The following is a 19,990-nucleotide window of genomic DNA, read 5'->3' as shown; positions in this document are numbered from 1 at the left end:
CGTCCCCACGGAATCCCCCGCTCCAGTCCGGCATGAACGCCTGCTGGCCGGTAAGGATGCCGGGCACCGGCAGCGGAAATCCCGTTGCCATGGAACCCCCCGCACCGGATGCTGACCTCATGTTCGACCCAGACATAGCGCCCAGCGGCACCCTTCTCGGCCTCCTCCAGCGAGGACGCGGAGACGGGCCCCTGCATGCCCTGGCGGCCGACCGGGCAGAGGCCCTGGCCGCCCTGGAGCAGTGCGTGCTGCGCGACCCCCGGCTCGACTGGCGGGTCGAGTCGCGCTCCCTCTACTACGCGCGCCTCTACTCCGACCTGGAGGGGCCGCTCGACGGGATCGAACAGCATCTCTTCCACCCCGACGACCTCGTCGCCGGGGACGAGCACCGCTGCGGCCTGGCCCTGTCCGTGCTCGGCCACCTCGCCGGCTACGGCCGCCGCGACGCGCTGCGGCTGCTGCGCCGCTACGCCGCGACCGGCGGCTGCTGGCAGTGGGCCCTCGACGAACTGGCACTGCGTGACGACGAGGCCGGGCTGCGCGCCCTGGGCCCCGCCGTCGTCGGCCGGTTCCCGCGCACCCCCGAGGGGGACGCGGACCTCGCCCGGGCCGTCCGGGAGGCGTACGAGCCCCGGCCCTGGCAGCTGTGGGCCGAGGACGCCGCCCACCCCGGCACCGCCGAGCGGGTACGCAAAGCCGGCGAGCAGGGCTCCTTCGACCGCTGGCAGCGGCAGATGCGGCCCGCGGGTCCCACCCCCGGCTGGAGCGTCGCCGCGGTGCTCGCCTGGGCCGAGGAGGGCCTGGCCGCCTATCCGTCGGTCGAGCGCGACCAGCCCGCCGCCCGCTGCCTGGCCGCCGTCGCCGGGCCCGAGGACCGGCCGGAGCTCGTCGAGGCCGCCCGGCGCGGCCCGTCGGCCGCCCGCGCGGCCGCGCTGCGCCACCTCACCGACCGCCGCGACCCCGACCGCCTCGACCTCATCGAGGCCGCCGCGACCAGCACCGACGAGCGCGTGCAGCGGGCCGCCCTGGAGTCGTTCGAGCGGCTGCGCGACGAGGAGGCGCTGACCCGCGCCCGCGTCTGGGCACGGCGCACCGACGCCCTCGGCTCCGCCGCCGCCCGCTCCCTCGCCCGGCACGGCGGCGCCCAGGACGCCGACCTGGTGCTGGCCGCGCTGCGCCGCATCGTGCAGACCGGCGGCGCCGACGCCGAAGGGCTGGACGCCCTCGTCGAAGGCGTCGGCAGGATCGCCGAGGGCGCCACCGGCGGCGAGGACTGCAGCGAGGGGCAGCTGACCGCCTGCCGCGCCGCCCCCGTGCTGCGGCACGTCTACCGCGAGACGTCCTCGTCGCAGTTGCGCGGCCTGACCGCCCAGGCGCTGGCCGCCGCCGACCCCGGGTTCGGCGCCGGATTCGCCGTCGAGTGCCTGTGGGACTGCGAGGAGGCCACCCGCGAACTCGCCGCGCACCGGGCCGCGTCCGGAGACGTCCGGGTGCTGGCGCAACTGCGCCGGCTGGCCGCGGACCCGGCCGAGGAGGCCGAGGTGCAGACCGCGGTCCGCGGCCGACTCAGCTCCGGGGGTTCCGCCAGGTGAACCGGGCGCCGGGGCGACCTGGGGAGTAACGCTCACGGGCCGTTCCCCTCGGGGAAAGATCCACGTGGCCCTGACAACTCCCGGTACGGCGACAACGACCGTATGAGAGTCGCCATCGTCACCGAGTCCTTCCCCCCGGACGTCAACGGAGTGGCCCACTGCGCGCTGCGCACGGCCGAGCACCTGGTCAGGCGCGGGCACGAACCGCTCGTGATCGCCCCCGCAGGACCGCACGAGAACGACCCCGGGCAGGACCCCTGCCCGGTCGTCCGTGTCCCCTCCCTCCCGCTGCCGGGCTACCCGCAGGTGCGGGTGGCGCTGCCCGGCCGCCGCACCGCCGCCGCGATCGCCGCGCACCGCACCGAACTGGTCCACCTCGCGAGCCCCTTCGTGCTCGGCGTGCGCGGGCTGGCCGCCGCCACCCGGCTGCGGATCCCGGCCGTCGCGGTCTACCAGACCGACCTGGCCGGATACGCCCGCACCTACCTCAACGCCGGGGAGGCCGCGGCATGGCGGCGGATCCGCGGCGTCCACGCCGCCGCCGCGCGCACCCTCGCCCCCTCCAGCGCCTCGGTCACCGCCCTGACCGGACAGGGCGTGCCCCGCGTCTTCCTGTGGCCGCGCGGCGTCGACTCGGTCCGCTTCCACCCCGCCCGCCGCGACCTGGCGCTGCGCCGCGAACTCGCCCCGCGCGGCGAGCTGATCGTCGGCTACGTGGGCCGGCTCGCCGCCGAGAAGCACGTCGAACTCCTCGCCGAGACCTGCGTCCTGCCCGGCGTGCGGGTGGTCGTGGTCGGCGACGGCCCCAGCGCGCCCGGCCTGCGGGCCGCGCTGCCGGGAGCGGTCTTCCTCGGCCGCAGGACCGGAGACGACCTCGCCAGGATCTACGCCTCCCTCGACGTGTTCTGCCACACCGGCCCTTTCGAGACCTTCTGCCAGACGGTCCAGGAGGCGATGGCCAGCGGGCTGCCCGTCGTCGCCCCCGCGGCCGGCGGCCCGCTCGACCTCGTCGACCACGGCAGGACCGGCCTGCTGGTGCCGCCGCTGGACCAGACCGCCCTGCGCAGCGCCGTCCAGCTGCTGCACCAGAACGCGCGGTTGCGGGTCCGCTACGGCACGGCCGGGCGGGCGGCCGTGGCCGACCGCACCTGGGAGGCCGTCGGCGACCAGCTCCTGGACCACTACGCCCAGGTGCTCGGCGAGCGAACGGCGGCCGTGGCATGACCGGCACCGCCCTCCCCGCTTGCACACCGGACCACGGGCTGCGCATCGTCCGCGTGGCCAACTTCGTCACCCCCGTCTCCGGCGGGCTGCGCACCGCGCTGCGCCACCTCGGCGAGGGCTACGCGGCCGCCGGGCACGAGCCGGTGCTGGTCATCCCCGGGCCGCGCGCCAGCGACGAACTCACCCCGCAGGGACGGGTCATCACGCTGCCGGGTCCGGAGATCCCCGGCAGCGGCGGCTACCGGCTGCTCGCCCGCCGGGCGCGCGTCGAGGCGCTGCTGGAGTCCCTCGCGCCCGACCGCCTGGAGGTCTCCGACCGCACCACGCTGCGCTGGACCGGCGAGTGGGCCCGGCGCCACCGCGTCCCGGCGGTCATGGTCTCCCACGAGAGCGCCGACGGCGTCCTCGGCACCTGGGGCCTGCCGTCCGGCGCCGCGCGCCGCGCCGCCGACGCCCTCAACCGCCGTACCGCGCACGCCTACACCAAGGTGGTGTGCACCACCGCCTGGGCCGCCGCCGAGTTCGAGCGCATCGGCGCCCGCAACGTCGTCCGCGCCCCGCTCGGCGTCGACCTCGACGGCTGGCACCCCGGCGGCCACGACCCGGCCGTGCGCCGGCAGTTCGCGCAGGACGCCCAGTTGCTGCTCGTGATGTGCTCGCGGCTGTCGCCCGAGAAGAAGCCCGACACCGCGCTGGAGGTGCTGGCCCACCTGCGCGCCTCGGGCGTCGACGCGGTCCTCGTCGCCGCCGGCGACGGGCCGCTGCGCGCCCGGCTGACCACGCATGCCCGCGCGGCCCGGCTGCCGGTGACCTTCCTCGGCCACGTGCCCGACCGCGCGGTGCTGGCCGCGCTCCTGGCCGGCGCCGACGTCGCCCTCGCCCCCGGGCCGGTGGAGACCTTCGGGCTCGCCGCACTGGAGACGCTGGCCTGCGGCACGCCGGTCGTGGTCAGCTCCCGGTCCGCGCTGCCGGCCATCGTCGGCACGGCCGGGGCCGCCGCCGACACCGTCGGGGAGTACGCCGCCGCGGTCCGGCGGCTCACCGACGTGCCCGAGCCGGTCCGGCGGGCCCGCGCCCGCGCCCAGGCCGAGCGCTACACCTGGCCCGCCGCGGTCGACGCCTTCCTCGCCGCCCACGACGCGGCCCGCCTCCCCGCCGCCACGGAGCCGTCCCGATGACCGGCCCTCGCCGCGCTGGCTGCGTCCGCCTGGTCACCGTCCTGCCTGGACGTACCGGTGATCGGCCGGCATCCGGGGGCGCGGGGGAGGGCGGGCGTGGCGGAGGCGTCCTCGGCCCCGGGCGCGGCGTTGCCCGCATCCGCCTGGTCGGCGGCGTACCCGGGCGGACCGGAGTCGGGCCGGCGTTCGGGGTCGCGGGCGGTGCGCGGTGAACTCCGGGCCCGAGGGGCTGCGGTTCGCCGTGCTGGGGGACTCGCTCAGCGAGGGCGTCGGGGACCCGCTGCCGGGCGGCGGCTGGCGGGGCTGGGCGGGCCTGCTCGCGGAGGCGCTCGGCGAGGACGTCGTCCTGCTCAACACCGCACGCAGCGGCGCCCTTTGCGGCGACGTGGCGGGGCCGCAGCTCGCCGCCGCCCTGCGGCACCGCCCTCACCTGGCCTCGGTGCTGGTCGGCGGCAACGACACCCTGCGCGGCGGTTTCGCGATCGACCGGGTCGCGGCCGAACTGCACACCACCATCGGCGCGTTGCGCGCCACCGGCGCCGAGGTGCTGACCGCCTGCCTGCCCGACCCCGGCACCGTGCTCGGGCTGCCGTGGCCGCTGGCGCGCCCGCTGGGCCGCCGGATGCGGGCGCTCAACGACACCGTGCACGCCCTGTCCGCCCACCACGGCACGATCCACCTGCACGCCGCGGCACATCCCTGGTCGACCAGCCCGGGCAGCCTCAGCGCCGACCGGCTGCACCCCAGCGAGGCCGGACACCGGGTGCTGGCACGGGACTTCCACGTCCTGCTGGCCGCCGCGGGCCTCGCCACCGGACCCGGGCCCGGACTCGGCACCGACGGCCCGCCGCCCGGCCGCGCCGCCTCGGTGTGGTGGATGGCGACCCGCGGCACCCGCTGGGTCGCGGACCGCTGCACCGACCTGCTGCCCGACCTCCTGCGGCTGGCCTGGGCGGAGTACCGCAGCCAGGCGCGCGGCACCGCCGTGCTGCTCGACGCGGCCTCGGACGAGGCCACGGCCGCCGCGCTGGCGTCCCTGGGCCTGGCCCCGGCGCCCGTGGCCGACTACACCAGGCGCGGCGCCCGCACCGGCACGAAACGGATCCTGCTGCCCGGCGCCGACTGGGCCGCCGCGGGCAGCGAGGTCTCCGGCACGACGCCGATGACCGGGTAGCCGCCGGTGGTCGGGTGGTCGGCCAGGAACACCACGGGGCGCCCGTCCGGCGGCACCTGGACGGCGCCCGGCACCATTCCCTCGCTGGGCAGTTCACCCGTGCGGGCCCTGGCCAGCACCGGGCCCTCGGTCCGCAGGCCGATCCGGTTGGAGGCGGCGGAGACCCGCCAGCGCCCGGCGGCCAGCGTGCCCCAGGCGTCCTGCGTGAACCAGTCGTCGCGCGGGCCCGGCACCACCGGAAGCACCAGGTCGGCGCCGGGCGCGGCGTACGGCTGGGGGTCGGCCGCCGCGCTGGGGCCCTGCGGCGCGCCCACCGGCAGCGCGTCGCCGTCCGCGAGGGGCGCGGGACCCAGCCCCGACAGCAGGTCCGTCGACCGGCTGCCGAGCACCGGCGCGACCGCCACGCCGCCGGCGACCGCCAGGTAGGCGCGCAGGCCGAGCGTCGCCGGGCCCACGTCCACAACCGCGCCCGCGGGCACCCGAACCGGAGCGCCCCAGGCCGCCGGCCGCCCGCCGACCCGCACCGGGCACGCCGCGCCGGTCACCGCGACGACCGCGGCCCGTTCGGCCACGAGCGCGCAGCCGCCCACCGTGGTCTCCAGCACGGCCGCCCCCGCCGCGTTGCCGACCAGCCGGTTCGCCAGCAGGAGCGCCGGGGTGTCCAGCGCACCCGACCGCGGCACGCCCAGATGCGCGAACCCCGGCCGGCCCAGGTCCTGGACCGTGGTGAGCGGCCCGGCCCGTACGACCCGCAGCACCGCGGGCCCGGCGGCGCTCACCGGACCGCCACGAAACGCACCGAGGTCCCCGGCGCCAGCAGGGCCGCGGGCTCGCGCGCGGCGTCCCACAGCGGCGCGTCCGTCGTCCCCACGATCTGCCAGCCGCCCGGCGACGCGCGCGGGTACACGCCGGCGTACGGACCGGCCAGTCCGACCGAGCCGGCCGGGACCCCGGTGCGCGGAGTGTCCCTGCGCGGCACGTGCAGTTCGGGCGGCAGCCCCGTCAAGTAGCCGAACCCCGGGGCGAATCCGCAGAACGCCACCCGCAACGGCGTACCGGTGACGATCCGGACGACCTCGCCGCCGGTCGTCCCCCACAGCGCCGCCACGTCCGCCAGGTCCGGCCCGTCGAAGCGCACCGGCAGCTCCACCACCGCGCCCGGCCGGGCCACGACCGGCGGCAGGTCCCAGCCGGCGACCTCGGCCGCGAACGCCCGCGGGTCCGCCACCCCCGCCACCAGCACCGTGCGCGCCGCGGGCACGATCTCGGTGACGCCCGGCAGTTCGCCCGCCGCCCGCCGCCGCAGCAACTCCGCGTGCAGCGCCGCCGCCCGCTCCCCGTCCCCTACCTCGACCAGCACCGCCGACAGGCCGGCCGGCAGCACCCGTATCGCCGGACCCGCGCTCATCGGAACGCCTCCACCCGTATGCCGCGGCGAGTGCCCGTCGGTACTCCTCCACCCGTACGCCGGCGCCGGCTTGCGCCGATGGGCGCGCTCATCCGAACGCCTCCACCCGCAGCCCCGCCTGCTCCAGCGCCCGCCGCACGCCGGCGGCCAGCAGCGCGGCGCCCGGCGTGTCCCCGTGCACGCACAGCGACCGGGCCCGCACCGCGACCGGCTCGCCGGTCACCGCCGCCACCTCGCCGTCCCTGGCCAGCGCGACCGCCCGGGCGACGACCGCGTCCGCCTCTTCGACCACCGCGCCCGGCTGGGAACGCGGCACCAGGGTGCCGGCCGCGGTGTAGGCGCGATCCGCGAACGCCTCTCCCACCTGCGGGAGTCCGGCGCCGGCCGCGGCGGCCAGCAGTCGCGAACCCGGCAGTCCGAGCACCGGCAGCTCTCCGGCCAGCCGCACGCCGGCCACCACCGCGGCGGCCTGCTCCGCGTCGTGCACCACGCGGTTGTAGAGCGCGCCGTGCGGCTTGACGTACGCCACCCGCGAGCCGGCGGCGCGCGCGAACACCTCCAACGCGCCGATCTGGTACGCCACCTCGGCCGCCAGCTCGTCCGGCGGGACGTCCATGGCGCGCCGCCCGAACCCCGCCAGGTCCCGGTACGACACCTGCGCGCCGATCCGCACGCCGCGCGCCGCCGCCAGCTCGCAGACCCGGCGCATCGTCGCCGGGTCGCCCGCGTGGTAGCCGCACGCCACGTTGGCGCTCGTCACGACCGTCAGCAGCGCCTCGTCGTCCGTCAACCGCCAGCGGCCGAAGCCCTCGCCGAGGTCGGCGTTGAGATCGATGACCGTGTCCGCCATGATGATCCGCCCGGTGTCGTCCTGCGGGTGCCGTCCCGCGCCTGCCGCTGGTGTGCGTGCGGCGCCGCCACGCCGGTACTCCGCGGATCGGTCCGCACGTCGCCCGAAATCATCCCAGGTGCCTCGGTCCGCGCCCCCGGCGGGCACGGTGCCGCCGGGTCCGGGCGGCCGCCCGGACCGCGGGCGCATTGCGGGAGCCTGACCCGCCCCGTGCGGATCCGTGCCGTTTCGTGTGATGTCGGTGTCACCGCCTAGGGTGTGGGGCGTGACCACCACCGTCCCGTACGCGCCGCACCCCCTGCCGGGAGCCCCGCGCCCCGCGCCGGGCCCCGCGGCCGACGAGGGCCTGGCCCGCAGGCTGAAGGCCCTGGCCTGCACCGCGCCGCTGCACGACCTCGACGCGCGCAAGGCCAACCTGGCCGGTGAGTACTCGGTGTACGCGATGGCCGAGGTGGCGCTCGCCGCCATCGACCTGGTCACCCTGAACATGGACTTCGACACCGGCGCGGACCACGACCAGATAGTGGCCAGGCTGCTGCCGCGGGTCGCCGCGCAGGCCCCCGTCCGGGCCCACGCCGAGCACGAGCGCGTCGCCCGCTGGGTGCTGGAGAACCTGATCAACGTCGGCAGCGCGGACCGCGGATTCCGCGCGGTCTACGGCACGTTCGGCGCGGACGGCGGGTACGTCCGCCGCGACTACGACTTCAAGCTCATCGAGGAGGTGCCGGGCCCCGGCGGCAGCGTCTACCTGCGCACCACCGACGAGGCGGTCAACGTCCTGGTCGGCGCCCTCGACACCGACGTGACCAGCGCCCAGATCGCCGCCGAGGTGAAGCTGGAGGTGCTGATCAGCCGCGGCCGGCTGGCCGACGCGCAACTCGCCGCCGAGCAGGCCCGGTACCGCACCGTGCAGTACGCCGAGACGCTGCGCCGCACCCTGGAGGCCACCCGGCGCAACGTCCGCGCCGTCGACTGGCTCCGCCAGGTGCCCGACATGATCGCGGAGGCGCTCGACCACGTCGCCGACCGGTACCGCCACGAGAACGCGATCCTCACCAACATCCGCAAGGCGCGCGACGAGGCGGAGGACCCCGAGCACAAGCGGCGGGCCGCCGAACTCGTCGACATCGTCAAGGACTGCATCCGCCGCCACACCCAGCTGCAGTCCCGCCTCCTGGAGGCCGGACCGCTGTTCCGCGCAGAGCAGGACCGGCAGGCGTTCGCCGCGCCCCCGGCCCGCGCAGGACTCGACCTGTACGGGCAGCTGGTCGCCCCGCTGCTGCCGCTGCCGGTCGAGCAGGCCGCCCGCGTCACCGACGCGTTCTTCGCCCGCGGCACCGGGCTGCGCACCCCGGCCGCGGTCCGCGTCGGCGACCTCGTCGACCTGCTGCTGACCCCGCCCGTCGAACGCGAGCACCTCGGCGCCGAGATGCCCGAGCCCGACCTGGTGGCCACCCCCGACGACTCCCGGTTCTCCGACGAGCAACTGGAGTCCGCGCTGGAACTGCTGGAGCTGCCGCCGGACGCCCCGCGCCGGCTGTCCGGCCTGCTCGCCGAGGCCCGGCGCCGCGACCCCGACCTGCCCTACCTCGTCGCGCTGCTGGCCGTCCACGCCGCGTCCCCGCCGGTCGGCACCGCCCACCGGCAGGGCGAGCCGCAGCTGCTGTTCGCCGTCGACGACGGCACGCCCCTGGACGACCCGGAGTTCGGCGGCGCCGACCTCATCGTCGGCATGGCGCGGCTCACCGGCGCGGTCGCCCCGTGACCGCCCCGAACAGGACCGCGGACAGGACCGCGGGCGGGCCCCCGAGCAGGACGGGCGGCAGCGGCGGACAGCGCGCCGGCAGGCAGTGGAGTCGAGCGGAGTTGAGGAGTGCGGGACGTGAATGAGGCGCGGGAGGAAGCCGCCGAGCCCCAAAAGCCCGAGGGCGCGCGGCCGGCGCCGACCGCCGGCGACGTGGCGGACGCCGCGCGCCTGGTCGGGTACGGGCTCCAGCCCAGGCTGCTGCCCGCGCGTGACGCCGAGTACGCGGAGCTGATCCGGCGGCACCGCGAGGACCCCGGATTCGCCCGGCTCGCCGACGCGGTGGCGGCCGGCCTCGGCCTGATCGTGCTGGAGGTCTCCCCGCGGGCCGGCATGGCCGTCGCCGCGGCCGAGGACTCGGTCTTCGCCGTCCGCATGGGCGACTACGCCCGGCGCGCCGCCTCCGACACCGGCGACCGGTTCCTGCACGGCCTGGCCCATCTGGCCGCCGCCGCGCTGGCGTTCCCCCGCCCCGAGGACCTCGCCGACGACGGCTACATCGGCCGCATCACCGTCCACGGCGTCGACGCGTTCGTCCGGCAGGCGTGCCGCCGCCTGGAGGAGCGCGCCGACGAGGCGGGCGAGAACACCGACCCGGCCAGCGACGCCCCCGGCCTGGAGGCGGCCTGGCGGGTGTACGTGCGGCGCAGCGCCACCGGCGCCACCAAGGACGCCCGGCGGCTGGCCAGTTCGACCACCGGCATCATCGGCAAGGCCGTCGCTTTCCTGGTCGACTCCGGGTTCCTGCAGCGCACCGGCGACGAGCACGGAGGCACCTACCGCACCACCGCCCGCTACCAGTTGCAGGTACGGGACATGGCGGGCGGCGCGGCCATGGCCGAACTCCTCGACCTGGGCGTGGTCCCGGTGAGCGACGGCACGGCCAGCCTGGCCCCCGCCGCCGACGACGACCTGCTGGCCGACGACGCGGGACTGCCGTTCCACGCCGCCTCGTCCTGACCCGGGCCGGGCCGTCCTGCCCCGAACGTCCCCTGCCGAACCGCCCGTTCCGACCCCGCCGAGTACGACCCCGACCCGACCGCAGACCCTGGTCCCGACCCCGCTGATCCGCCCGTCGCCCCCGACCTTCCGAGCACGAGAGCCTTGCATGTACGAGCTTTCCCGAGTCCGCCTGTACTCCATCGGGCCCGCGGGCGCGCGGTACGCCGACACCGTGCTCGACCTGCGGGGCGTCGGCGAGCCGGTGCCGCATCCCGCGCCCGCGCAGGGCGAGTTCTTCGCGGACGAGCCCGCCGGACCGCCGCGCCGGCCCGCCCCGGCCGGCGTGCTGTTCCTGGAGAACGGCGGCGGCAAGTCCGTCCTGCTCAAGCTGATCTTCTCGGTGATGCTGCCCGGCCACCGCAACACCCTCGGCGGCGCCAGCTCCGGCGTGCTCAGGAAGTTCCTGCTGGCCGAGGACTGCGGGCACGTCGCCCTGGAATGGCAGCACACCCTCACCGGTGAGCTGGTGGTCGTCGGCAAGGTCAGCGAGTGGCGGGGCCGCCAGGTCTCCTCCGACCCGCGGAAGTTCGCCGAGGCCTGGTACTCCTTCCGGCCCGGTCCCGGGCTCAGCCTGGACTCGCTGCCGGTCGCCGAGACCACCGCGGTCCGGCCGGTGGCCGAGGGGACCTCCGGCGCGCGCGGCCGGCGCCGCACGATGAAGGGCTTCCGGGACGCGCTCACCGAGGCCGGCAAGGCGTACCCGCACCTCGACGTGGTGTGGGAGGAGATCCACGACCGCTGGAACGAGCACCTCGGCGACCTCGGCCTGGACCCCGAACTCTTCCGCTACCAGCGGGAGATGAACGCCGACGAGGGCGAGGCCGCCGGCCTCTTCGCGGTCAAGAAGGACTCCGACTTCACCGACCTGCTGCTGCGCGCGGTCACCGACACCCGCGACACCGACGGGCTGGCCGACCTCGTCCACGGCTTCGCCGGCAAGCTCGGCCGCCGCGCCGAACTGACCGCGGAGCGCGACTTCACGGCCGGCTCCCTGGACCTGCTGGAGCGCATCGTCGAGAACGCCGCGGCGCGCGACCGGGCCCGGGCGGTCCACGCCCAGTCCGAGCGCCGCACCCGCGGCCTCACCCACCGGCTCGCGGCCCGCGCCCGGCAGGAGCGCGCCCGGGCCGGCGAGCTCGCCCAGCACATGGCCCAGGCCGCGCACGCCGTCACCGACGCCGAGCAGGCCCGCGGCGGCAGCGCCGGCATCGCGGCCGAACTCGCCTACCGCCACGCCTCGCTGGCGCTGGCCGCGGCCGAGAAGGGGGCCGCGGCACTGCGCCGCGAACTCGGCGACGCCCGCACGCTGCACTCCGCGTGGCAGGCCGCGGAGACCGTGCTGCGGCACCGCGCCGCGGGCGACCGGCTGGCCCGCGTCACCGAGGCCATCCGCGAGGCCGAGCGGGACGCCGCCCCCGCGCTCGCCGCCCGCACCCAGGCCGCGACGGCCCTGGTCCGCGCGCTGCACGCGGCCGCCGCGCGCGCCGAGCAGCAGGCCGACGAGGAGGAGGAGCGGTCCGCCGTCCTCCAGGGGCAGTCGGAGACCGCGCACCGCGACGCGACCGCCGCGGCCACCGAGGCCGAGCGCGCCCGCAGCGAGAGCGGTCACCTCACCCAGCGCCTGGCCGAGGTCGAGCAGGAGACCGCCGAGGCGGTACGGGCCGGCTGGCTCGACGACACGGCGCCGGACGCCGACCCGGCGCGGGCCGCGCTCGCCGCCGCCGATGCGGAGAAGACCGCGGACACCCTGGCACGCGCCGCCGCGGAGGCCGCCGCGGCCACCGCGACCCGGGCCCGCGACACGGCCTCCGCCGAGGCCAGGGCCGAACTCGCCGCGGCCCGCGCCGCCGACGCCCTCGCCACGGCGGAAGCGGCCCAGTCCGCCGCGACCGTCGCCGCCACGGCCCTGGCCGCCGACCCGCGCCTCGCCGCGCTCCTCGGCCTCCCCCCGGCCCCCGGGGCGTCCGCGGGCACCCACCCGGCCACCGCCATCCCGTCCCCGCGCGCGACCGCGGGGGACGACGACCCGGTGCCCGGCGCGGGGTCGACGCCCGCGGGTGCGCTGGGCGCCCCGCCGGCCGGCGGCGCGGCCATGGGCGTTCCCGCCGGGCGCGGGACGGCGCTGGCCCCCGCGGAGCTGGACGGGTTCGCGGAGGAACTGCGCGAGCTGCTGGACGAGTCGGTGACGACCGCCGAGCGGCAGCTGTTCGAGCTGCGGACGGCCGCGGCGGACGACGCGCGGATCCTGGCCGCGCTCGGCGACGGCGGGCTGCTGCCGCCGGGTCCCGACGTGCTGGCCACCGTCGAGTTCCTCGGGGAGCACGGCATCCCCGCGCTGCCCGGCTGGCGCTACCTCGCGCAGGCCGTCGACCCGGCCGACCACGCCGTCGTGCTGGCGGCCAGGCCCGAACTCGTCGACGGCGTCGTGGTGACCGACCCCGACTCCTACCTGCGGGCGAAGGAGGTGCTGGGGCAGGCCGCGCTGCTGCCGCGCTCCACGGTGGCCGTCGGCACGGCCGCCGCCCTGCTGGCGCCGCCGCCCGGAGCGGGCACCGCCCCCGACCTGTTCCTCGTCCCGCCGAACCCGGCGATGCACGACGAGGTGGCCGCGGACGGCGAGCGGCAGGAGCTGCGGGCCCGCGCCACCGCCCGCGAGGAGGACATCCGGACCCTGGCCGCCCGCCTCGCGCACGACAGGACGCTGCTCGCCCGCCTCGCCTCGTGGCGTTCGACCTGCCCCGAAGGCCGGCTGGCCGAGCTGGAGGCGGACGTCGCCGCGGCCAGGGACGGCGCGGAGCGGACCCGGGCCGCACTCGCCGAGGCCCGCGCCGAGCGGGCCGAGGCGGAGGCCGCCGCGGCCTCGGCCGCCGCCGAGAGCGACACCCGCCGCGGCGCCGCCGAGCAGGCCCGCCGCCGCGCCGACGCCCTCGCGGGTCTGGCGCACCGGCTGCGCGAGCGGGCCAACTGGCAGCGCAGGAGCCGCGAGCTGGCCGCCGACGCGGCGGAGGCCGAGGCCCGGGCCGAGGCGTGCCTCGCGCTCGCCCGCGCCGCCGACGAGGACCGCCGCGCGGCCCAGCGCGCCTCCGACGACGCCCGCCGCACCGCGCGGGTGCTGCGGGCCGAGCGCTCCGAGATCGCCGGCGCGCCGGAGGACACCCCGGAGAACGCGGCCGCCGGCCCCGCCGCGCCGCAGGCCCTGCCGGCGCTCCGCGAGGCGTACCGGGCGGCGTCCCAGGTGTACGAGAAGGTCGGCGTCGGCGCCGACCTGCGGGCCGAACAGGCCCGCGCGGAGAGCACGGAGAGCGCGGCCCTCACCGAACTGGAGCGCCTCACCAACAAGGTGCGCAGTCGCGCCGCCCAATTGCTGGAAGGACCCGACGGCGCCGACGGCCCGGCCCGGCAGGCCGCGGCCGCCCGCGCCGACCAGCTCGTGCAGACCCTGGAGTCCCGGCAGTCCGCCGCGAGCGAGCAACTGGGCCGGCTGCGCGGCGAGGCGGAGCGCCACGCGCCCGCCGACGGCGGCGCCCACGCCGAGCTGCCGGAGGAGCTGACCCCGCGCGACGCCGACCACGCCCAGCAGCTGCTGCGGGCCGCCAACGGCGAACTCTCCTCCCGTACCGAGGCCCTGGAGCAGGCCAGGGCGGCGCACGCGGACGTGGTCCGCGACCACCGCGCCGCCGAGGACGCGGCGGGCGGTTTCGACGAGCTCGCGGCGATGCTCCGCGACCTGCTCAGGGACACCGGCCAGCACCCCGACGAGGAGGAGCCCGAGCCGTACCAGGGCAACCCCGAGGAGGCCCGGCAGGCCGCCGCGGAGGCCCGCCGCGGCCTGCGCGGCTGCGCCGCCGACCTGTCCACCGCGGAGACCCAGTTGCGCGAGGCCGGCGACGTGCTGGTGCGGCACGCCAACGCGGTCCGCTACGAGCAGGTCCGCACGCCCGCCCGGCAGCAGATCCGCGAGCTGCCCGCGGCCGCGCTGCCCGACCACGCGGCCTCCTGGGCCGCGGCGTTCGCCCCCCGGCTGCGCGTGCTGACCGACGAGCTGGAGCAGCTGGAGCGCAACCGCGACAGCATCGTGGACCGGCTGCGCGGGCTGGTGGAGTCCTCCCTGGCGACGCTGCGCTCGGCCCAGCGGCTGTCACGGCTGCCCGAGGGCCTCGGCGAGTGGTCCGGCCAGGAGTTCCTGCGGATCCGGTTCGAGGACCCCGACCAGGCGGTGCTCACCGAGCGGCTCGGCGAGGTCATCGACGAGGCGACCAGGGCCGCGGTGCGCAAGAACTCCGACCTTCGCCGCGACGGCATGACGCTGCTGCTGCGCGGGGTCGCGGCGGCACTGGAGCCGCGCGGCGTGGCCGTGGAGATCCTCAAGCCGGACGCGGTGCTGCGCGCCGAGCGGGTGCCGGTCGGGCAGATGGGCGACGTGTTCTCCGGCGGGCAGCTGCTCACCGCCGCGATCGCCCTGTACTGCACGATGGCCGCGCTGCGCAGCAACGACCGGGGACGGGACCGGCAGCGGCACGCCGGCACGCTCTTCCTGGACAACCCGATCGGCCGGGCCAACGCCACGTACCTGCTGGAGCTGCAGCGCGCGGTGGCCGACGCGCTCGGTGTCCAGCTGATCTACACCACCGGCCTGTTCGACACCACCGCTCTCGCCGAGTTCCCGCTCGTCGTGCGGCTGCGCAACGACGCGGACCTGCGGGCGGGCCTGAAGTACATCAGCGTGGAGGAGCACCTGCGGCCGGGCCTGCCGGTGGCGGACCCGCACGGGGAGCCGGTGCACGGCGAGATCACCGCCACCCGGATGTTCCGGCGACCGGCCGACGCGCCCGCGGAGGCACCGGTGGCCGCGCCGGCCGACACACCGGCCGGCGCGCTGCCGGGTGCACCGGCAGGACGCGCGGCGGAATTGCCGGTTCAGACGCCCTCGGGCGGGGCCGGTCAGCCCGCGGCCCAGGCGGAGGTGTAGCCGCCGGGGCTAGACCCCGTGCACCCGCGGTATCCGGAGCCGGCGGCCGGACGGCTCGCGGGACGGTCTGCCCGCGGAGCGCCGGGCGGTCCGCCGGGCGGCCCGGCGCGCCCTGCGGCGGTCCCTGCGCAAGGTCCGCGCCACGCTGCTGGGGCTGGACACCACGCCGTTGCGCTGGTTCCACACCTGCCGGGTGACCCACACGTCCAGCACCGACCAGGTGGCGACGACGCAGGTGAACACGGTGAACAGCAGCATGGGCGCGGACAGCCAGGACTCCCCGAGAGCCAGCAGCACGTCGACGACGGTCTCCACCAACGCCAGTGCCGTGATCAGGACGGCCCGTACCGCCGCCGCACGGACCGGATCAGGCATCCGCGGGGTGCCGACGGGGTCGTACTCCCATACCGATCGGCGTTCGAACTCCATGCACCGTGCCTGCCCCAAAGTTTCCGCCTCCATTCCGGTGCCGCGCGGCGGTACCTTTCGCCCAGACCAGCCCAACTCCACAGACGGACTTTCGAGTTACGACTGTGACAGTAGTAGGCTCACGCCGTTTAAACGCGACAGACGAACCCCGTTTCGGGGGAGACGTTGGGGAGGCCATGCGCTTTCGCGGTACGACGATCCGCCGGAAGATCGTGGCGCTGCTGCTCATCCCACTGGTGTCACTCACCACCATCTGGGCATTCGCCGCCACGCTCACCGGTCGCGCGGTGTTCGGCCGTCCGAACATCCAGCGCGTGACGAACAACATCGGCTACCCCACGAACGAGGTGGTGAGCAGCCTCCAGCAGGAGCGCCGGGTGGCATTGGTCTATGTGGCCAACACCCGCGACTCGCAGGCGCGGATCGCCTACAACAAGCAGGAGCAGACAACCGACGCGGCGGTCGCCAAACTCCGTACACAGCTCACGGCCTCCGGTATCCGCAAGGATCTCAACAGCCGCGCGAACAGCCGGCTGGATGTCTTCCTGAACACCGTCGAGGGTCTCACGTCGCTGCGGCAGCGGATCGACAACGGCCGTATCACCCGCAATGACACGTACGACGCGTACAATTCGCTCCTCGATCCGGCCTGGCTCTTCTACGCCGACGTGCTGCCGCTGACCGATGTGACCCAGGACGGCCAGCGCCGCGCGGGCCTCAACCTCAGCCGTGCGCGCGAGGACCTGAGCCGCCAGGACGCGCTGATGGCCGCCGCGATCAGCACCGGCCACATGAGCAAGGCGGAGTTCACCTCCTTCACCTTCGCGGTGGCCCAGGAGCGCGGCGCCTACGACGACAACCTGCCGGTCATGGACAGCAAGCTCCGTACGGCGTACGACGTGTACTGGCAGGGCGACGGCGGCAAGAGCCTGCGCAAGGTGCAGGACGCGGTGGTCGCCTCGGGTGCCGACAACGCGGCCCTGACCGCGAGCCACCTGCAGTGGCAGACCGTCGCCGCCAGCGCGTTCGACGACATCGGCCGGATCAACGCCACGTCCACGGCGTCGTTCTACAAGAAGGCCCGGTCGCTGCCCACCACGCTGCTGGTGGAGACCTCGGTGGTGGCCGGCCTCGGCCTGATCGCGGTGGTCGCCACCCTGATCGTGTCGGTCCGCATCGGCCGCAGCCTGATCCGCGACCTGACCGGCCTGCGCCGCGAGGCCCAGGAGGTCTCCGGCACCCGCCTGCCGCGCGTGATGCGGCGGCTGGCGTCCGGCGAGCAGGTCGACGTGGAGACCGAGGTACCGCGGCTGCAGTACGCCGACGACGAGATCGGCCAGGTCGGCAAGGCGCTCAACACGCTGCAGCGGGCCGCGGTGGAGGCCGCCGTCCGGCAGGCCGACATGCGCAAGGGCGTCTCCGACGTCTTCGTCAACCTGGCCCGCCGCAGCCAGGTGCTGCTGCACCGGCAGCTCACGCTGCTGGACGCCATGGAGCGGCGCACCGAGAACTCCGAGGAACTGGCCGACCTGTTCCGCCTGGACCACATGACCACCCGCATGCGGCGGCACGCCGAGGGCCTGGTCATCCTCTCCGGCGCGGCGCCGTCCCGGCAGTGGCGCAAGCCCGTCCAGCTGATGGATGTGGTGCGCGCCGCCGTCGCCGAGGTCGAGGACTACGAGCGCATCGAGGTGCGCCGGCTGCCGCGGATGGCCGTGACCGGCTCCGCGGTCGCCGACCTCACCCACCTGCTCGCCGAACTCATCGAGAACGCCGCGGTGTTCAGCCCCCCGCACACCCAGGTGCGGCTGCACGGCGAGCCGGTGGCCAACGGCTTCGTGCTGGAGATCGACGACCGCGGCCTCGGACTGACCCCCGACGCGCTGCTCGAGGCGAACCTCCGGCTGGCCGAGACCCCCGAGTTCGAGCTGTCCGACACCGACCGGCTGGGCCTGTTCGTGGTCAGCCGGCTGGCCCAGCGGCAGGGCGTGCGCGTCTCGTTGCGACAGTCCCCGTACGGCGGCACCACCGCGGTGGTGCTGATCCCCTCGGCGCTGCTCAACGAGACCGGCGACGACACGGGTTCGAACCGGATCGAGGACCTCACCGACCCCGTGCCGGCCGAGCGCGGCGGCGACCCCGAACACACCTTCCGCCAGTGGGGGATGGACGGGGTCGGCGACGAGTCGCAGAAGGAGCACGTCGCGCACCCGGACGAGCCGTCCGCGCTGCCGGCCGAGGACCCCGAACTGGACGGCCCGCTCCCGCGGCGCCGGCGCCGGGCCGCCCCGGTGCTCGTCACCGACAACGGGCGGCAGGTCGGCGGTGGCCGGCACGGCCGGCACAGCGCCCCGCCGCAGCCCGAACCCCCCGCCGCACCGCAGGGCGTCCCGGCCTACCAGCCGGAGGCCGCCGCGCCGATCCCGCCGTTCCCGGCTCCCCGCTCCGGCGGGGGACCCGGGCTGCTGCCGGGCGGCGCGGGCGGACCGGCGATCCCCGGACCGTCGGGCCCCGCGGGTCCCGGGAACCCGGCGGGACCGCAAGGAGGGACGGGCCCCCTCCTGCCGCGCCGGGTCCGCCAGGCCAGCCTCGCGCCCCAACTGCGCGAGATCCCCACCGACTCCGGCCCGAGCGCCGACGGCGCAGGCGCCCGTGAGCGCTCGGCGGACGAGGTGCGGGACCGGATGGCCGCTCTCCAGCGCGGCTGGCAGCGGGGACGGCAGACCGCCGACCCCGAGCCCGGCCAAGGTCCCTATCCCGGATCCGGCGACCAGCCGTCGACATCGGTACCGCGAACGACACCTGAGGGGAACGGTCGATGACCGCACCATCGAGCCCTACACGTGAGCTGAGCTGGCTCCTTGACGATCTGGTCACCCGCGTGGCCAGCATCCGCAAGGCCCTGGTCCTCTCCGGGGACGGTCTGGCCATCGGCGCCTCCGACGGGCTGACCCGTGAGGACTCCGAGCACCTGGCCGCCGTGGCCTCCGGCTTCCACAGCCTGGCCAAGGGCGTCGGACGGCACTTCAAGGCCGGCAGCGTCCGGCAGACCATGGTCGAACTCGACGACGCCTTCCTGTTCGTGACCGCGGCGGGTGACGGCAGCTGCCTGGCCGTGCTCACCGACGCCGAGTCCGACGTCGGCCAGGTCGCGTACGAGATGGCCCTCCTGGTCAAGCGGGTAGGAGCCCACCTGGGCACCGCCCCGCGGCACGACGGCGGCACGCTGCTCAGCGGCTGACCGAAGAGTTGGCGCGAATGACGGGGTGACGGGGAATGACTTCAGAGTCGGACCGGTGGTACGACGATGCGGCAGGGCCGGTGGTGCGGCCCTACGCGATGACGCGCGGCCGGACCAGCCATGCCGCCGACGCGAAGATCGACCTGATCGCGCTGGTGGTGACCCGGCACGAGGTGGGCGACCACGCGGCTCTGGACGACCACACCCTGTCGCCCGAGCATCTCGACATCGTCGAGCGCTGCCAGTTCCAGGCGATCTCGGTGGCCGAGCTCGCCGCCGACCTCGACCTGCCGGTCGGGGTCGTGCGGGTGCTCGTCGGCGATCTCCTGGAGGGTGCGCACGTGCAGATCCACAAGCCGGTGCCGCCGGCCGAACTGCCCGACGAGAGCATCCTGCGCGAGGTCATCGCCGGTCTTCGCGCGCTGTAGATTCACCGGGTGCGGCAACGCACCGACGCACCAAGTCCCTAATGACTGCAGGGAAGTAGAGAGACCATGGCCTTCGCGCGCTCCGACCGCCGTCGCACGACGCCCGCCGCAGAACCGGTGGCGCTCAAGCTGCTGGTGGCGGGCGGCTTCGGGGTGGGCAAGACCACGCTCGTCGGCGCCGTCAGCGAGATCCGCCCGCTGCGCACCGAGGAGGCGCTCAGCGAGATGGGCCGCCCGGTCGACGACACCGCGGGCGTGGAGGCCAAGACCACCACGACCGTGGCGATGGACTTCGGGCGGATCACGCTCCGGGACAACCTGGTGCTGTACCTGTTCGGCACGCCCGGTCAGGACCGCTTCTGGTTCCTGTGGGACGAGCTGGCGCAGGGCGCGCTCGGTGCGGTGGTGCTCGCCGACACCCGGCGGCTGGAGGACTGCTTCGCCGCGGTCGACTACTTCGAGCGCCGCGGCATCCCGTTCGCGGTCGCCGTCAACTGCTTCGACGGCGCGCAGCTGCACGACCCGGAGAACGTGCGGGACGCCCTGGACCTGGACCAGGGGGTGCCGGTCGTGCTGTGCGACGCGCGGCAGCGCGAGTCGGCGAAGGACGTCCTGATCAGTGTGGTGGAGCACGCGGCCAGGGTGGCGGAGAGCCGCAAGCCCGCCGCCACCACCTGACCCCCGCCTCGGT

At 76.3% G+C, this 19,990-nt stretch carries 15 protein-coding genes; 11 read left to right on the top strand and 4 right to left on the bottom strand.

From position 1 onward, the window contains the following. Positions 1-119: 119 nt before the first annotated feature. The 4 genes from ACH4TG_RS37600 (at position 120) to ACH4TG_RS37585 (ending at position 5,168) form a co-directional block, all read left to right on the top strand. Positions 120-1,592 (top strand): HEAT repeat domain-containing protein, encoded by a 1,473-nt coding sequence (locus tag ACH4TG_RS37600; RefSeq protein WP_398247213.1) that lies wholly within the window; start codon positions 120-122, stop codon positions 1,590-1,592. 102 nt (positions 1,593-1,694) lie between these two features. Next, entirely contained in the window at positions 1,695-2,816 is a 1,122-nt protein-coding gene (locus ACH4TG_RS37595) for a glycosyltransferase family 4 protein (RefSeq protein WP_398247211.1), read from the top strand. Then, the gene (locus tag ACH4TG_RS37590; RefSeq protein ID WP_398247209.1) at positions 2,813-3,994 is read left to right on the top strand and encodes a glycosyltransferase; all 1,182 of its coding nucleotides are present in this window, start codon (positions 2,813-2,815) and stop codon (positions 3,992-3,994) included. Before ACH4TG_RS37595 ends, ACH4TG_RS37590 begins: the two co-directional genes overlap by 4 nt. Positions 3,995-4,202: 208 nt before the next feature. Beyond that, on the top strand, positions 4,203-5,168 hold the full coding sequence (locus ACH4TG_RS37585; protein WP_398247207.1) for an SGNH/GDSL hydrolase family protein: 966 nt from the start codon (positions 4,203-4,205) through the stop codon (positions 5,166-5,168). On the opposite strand, the gene ACH4TG_RS37580 is transcribed toward ACH4TG_RS37585, so the two are convergent. The 3 genes from ACH4TG_RS37580 to ACH4TG_RS37570 all read right to left on the bottom strand — a co-directional run bounded on the left by ACH4TG_RS37580 (position 5,060) and on the right by ACH4TG_RS37570 (position 7,426). Continuing rightward, positions 5,060-5,947, bottom strand: a complete 888-nt coding sequence (locus tag ACH4TG_RS37580; RefSeq protein ID WP_398247205.1) for a biotin-dependent carboxyltransferase family protein — start codon at positions 5,945-5,947, stop codon at positions 5,060-5,062. The genes ACH4TG_RS37585 and ACH4TG_RS37580 overlap by 109 nt on opposite strands. Next, positions 5,944-6,576: an allophanate hydrolase subunit 1 gene (locus ACH4TG_RS37575; RefSeq protein WP_398247203.1), complete on the bottom strand. Its 633-nt coding sequence runs from the start codon at positions 6,574-6,576 to the stop codon at positions 5,944-5,946. Before ACH4TG_RS37575 ends, ACH4TG_RS37580 begins: the two co-directional genes overlap by 4 nt. Before the next feature lie 88 nt (positions 6,577-6,664). Continuing rightward, positions 6,665-7,426, bottom strand: a complete 762-nt coding sequence (locus ACH4TG_RS37570; RefSeq protein ID WP_398247201.1) for a LamB/YcsF family protein — start codon at positions 7,424-7,426, stop codon at positions 6,665-6,667. A 235-nt stretch (positions 7,427-7,661) separates the two neighbouring features. Between ACH4TG_RS37570 and ACH4TG_RS37565 the strand changes: the two genes are divergently transcribed. The 3 genes from ACH4TG_RS37565 (at position 7,662) to ACH4TG_RS37555 (ending at position 15,201) form a co-directional block, all read left to right on the top strand. Next, a complete protein-coding gene (locus tag ACH4TG_RS37565) occupies positions 7,662-9,191 on the top strand; it encodes a hypothetical protein (RefSeq protein ID WP_398247199.1) in 1,530 nt (509 codons plus the stop codon). Positions 9,192-9,308: 117 nt separating this feature from the next. Beyond that, on the top strand, positions 9,309-10,190 hold the full coding sequence (locus ACH4TG_RS37560) for a hypothetical protein (RefSeq protein WP_398247198.1): 882 nt from the start codon (positions 9,309-9,311) through the stop codon (positions 10,188-10,190). A 148-nt stretch (positions 10,191-10,338) separates the two neighbouring features. Next, positions 10,339-15,201, top strand: a complete 4,863-nt coding sequence (locus ACH4TG_RS37555) for a hypothetical protein (protein ID WP_398247196.1) — start codon at positions 10,339-10,341, stop codon at positions 15,199-15,201. Positions 15,202-15,210: 9 nt separating this feature from the next. Here ACH4TG_RS37555 and ACH4TG_RS37550 read toward each other — a convergent pair whose 3' ends face one another. After that, positions 15,211-15,630, bottom strand: a complete 420-nt coding sequence (locus ACH4TG_RS37550; RefSeq protein WP_398247194.1) for a hypothetical protein — start codon at positions 15,628-15,630, stop codon at positions 15,211-15,213. 176 nt (positions 15,631-15,806) lie between these two features. Here ACH4TG_RS37550 and ACH4TG_RS37545 point away from each other — a divergent pair, with 176 nt between their 5' ends. The 4 genes from ACH4TG_RS37545 (at position 15,807) to ACH4TG_RS37530 (ending at position 19,977) form a co-directional block, all read left to right on the top strand. Beyond that, a complete protein-coding gene (locus ACH4TG_RS37545) occupies positions 15,807-18,452 on the top strand; it encodes a nitrate- and nitrite sensing domain-containing protein (protein ID WP_398247192.1) in 2,646 nt (881 codons plus the stop codon). Further along, positions 18,449-18,871 (top strand): roadblock/LC7 domain-containing protein, encoded by a 423-nt coding sequence (locus ACH4TG_RS37540; RefSeq protein WP_069464826.1) that lies wholly within the window; start codon positions 18,449-18,451, stop codon positions 18,869-18,871. Before ACH4TG_RS37545 ends, ACH4TG_RS37540 begins: the two co-directional genes overlap by 4 nt. 35 nt (positions 18,872-18,906) lie before the next feature. Then, entirely contained in the window at positions 18,907-19,299 is a 393-nt protein-coding gene (locus tag ACH4TG_RS37535) for a DUF742 domain-containing protein (protein WP_398247190.1), read from the top strand. Positions 19,300-19,365: 66 nt separating this feature from the next. Beyond that, a complete protein-coding gene (locus ACH4TG_RS37530) occupies positions 19,366-19,977 on the top strand; it encodes a GTP-binding protein (protein WP_398247188.1) in 612 nt (203 codons plus the stop codon). Positions 19,978-19,990: the final 13 nt, after the last annotated feature.

Source organism: Streptomyces sp. NPDC020917 (genome assembly GCF_044333795.1).
Taxonomy (GTDB): Bacteria; Actinomycetota; Actinomycetes; order Streptomycetales; family Streptomycetaceae; genus Actinacidiphila.
The sequence above is the reverse complement of the archived record's forward strand: the minus strand, read 5'-3'. Positions and strand labels throughout refer to the sequence as shown.

Excerpts from the sequence above, each read along its gene's own strand:
- ACH4TG_RS37600 (WP_398247213.1), top strand. The coding sequence starts at position 120 with ATGTTCGACCCAGACATAGCGCCCAGCGGCACCCTTCTCGGCCTCCTC.
- ACH4TG_RS37595 (WP_398247211.1), top strand. The coding sequence starts at position 1,695 with ATGAGAGTCGCCATCGTCACCGAGTCCTTCCCCCCGGACGTCAACGGA.
- ACH4TG_RS37590 (WP_398247209.1), top strand. The coding sequence starts at position 2,813 with ATGACCGGCACCGCCCTCCCCGCTTGCACACCGGACCACGGGCTGCGC.
- ACH4TG_RS37575 (WP_398247203.1), bottom strand. The coding sequence starts at position 6,576 with ATGAGCGCGGGTCCGGCGATACGGGTGCTGCCGGCCGGCCTGTCGGCG.
- ACH4TG_RS37570 (WP_398247201.1), bottom strand. The coding sequence starts at position 7,426 with ATGGCGGACACGGTCATCGATCTCAACGCCGACCTCGGCGAGGGCTTC.
- ACH4TG_RS37565 (WP_398247199.1), top strand. The coding sequence starts at position 7,662 with ATGTCGGTGTCACCGCCTAGGGTGTGGGGCGTGACCACCACCGTCCCG.
- ACH4TG_RS37555 (WP_398247196.1), top strand. The coding sequence starts at position 10,339 with ATGTACGAGCTTTCCCGAGTCCGCCTGTACTCCATCGGGCCCGCGGGC.
- ACH4TG_RS37550 (WP_398247194.1), bottom strand. The coding sequence starts at position 15,630 with ATGGAGTTCGAACGCCGATCGGTATGGGAGTACGACCCCGTCGGCACC.
- ACH4TG_RS37545 (WP_398247192.1), top strand. The coding sequence starts at position 15,807 with ATGCGCTTTCGCGGTACGACGATCCGCCGGAAGATCGTGGCGCTGCTG.
- ACH4TG_RS37540 (WP_069464826.1), top strand. The coding sequence starts at position 18,449 with ATGACCGCACCATCGAGCCCTACACGTGAGCTGAGCTGGCTCCTTGAC.
- ACH4TG_RS37535 (WP_398247190.1), top strand. The coding sequence starts at position 18,907 with ATGACTTCAGAGTCGGACCGGTGGTACGACGATGCGGCAGGGCCGGTG.
- ACH4TG_RS37530 (WP_398247188.1), top strand. The coding sequence starts at position 19,366 with ATGGCCTTCGCGCGCTCCGACCGCCGTCGCACGACGCCCGCCGCAGAA.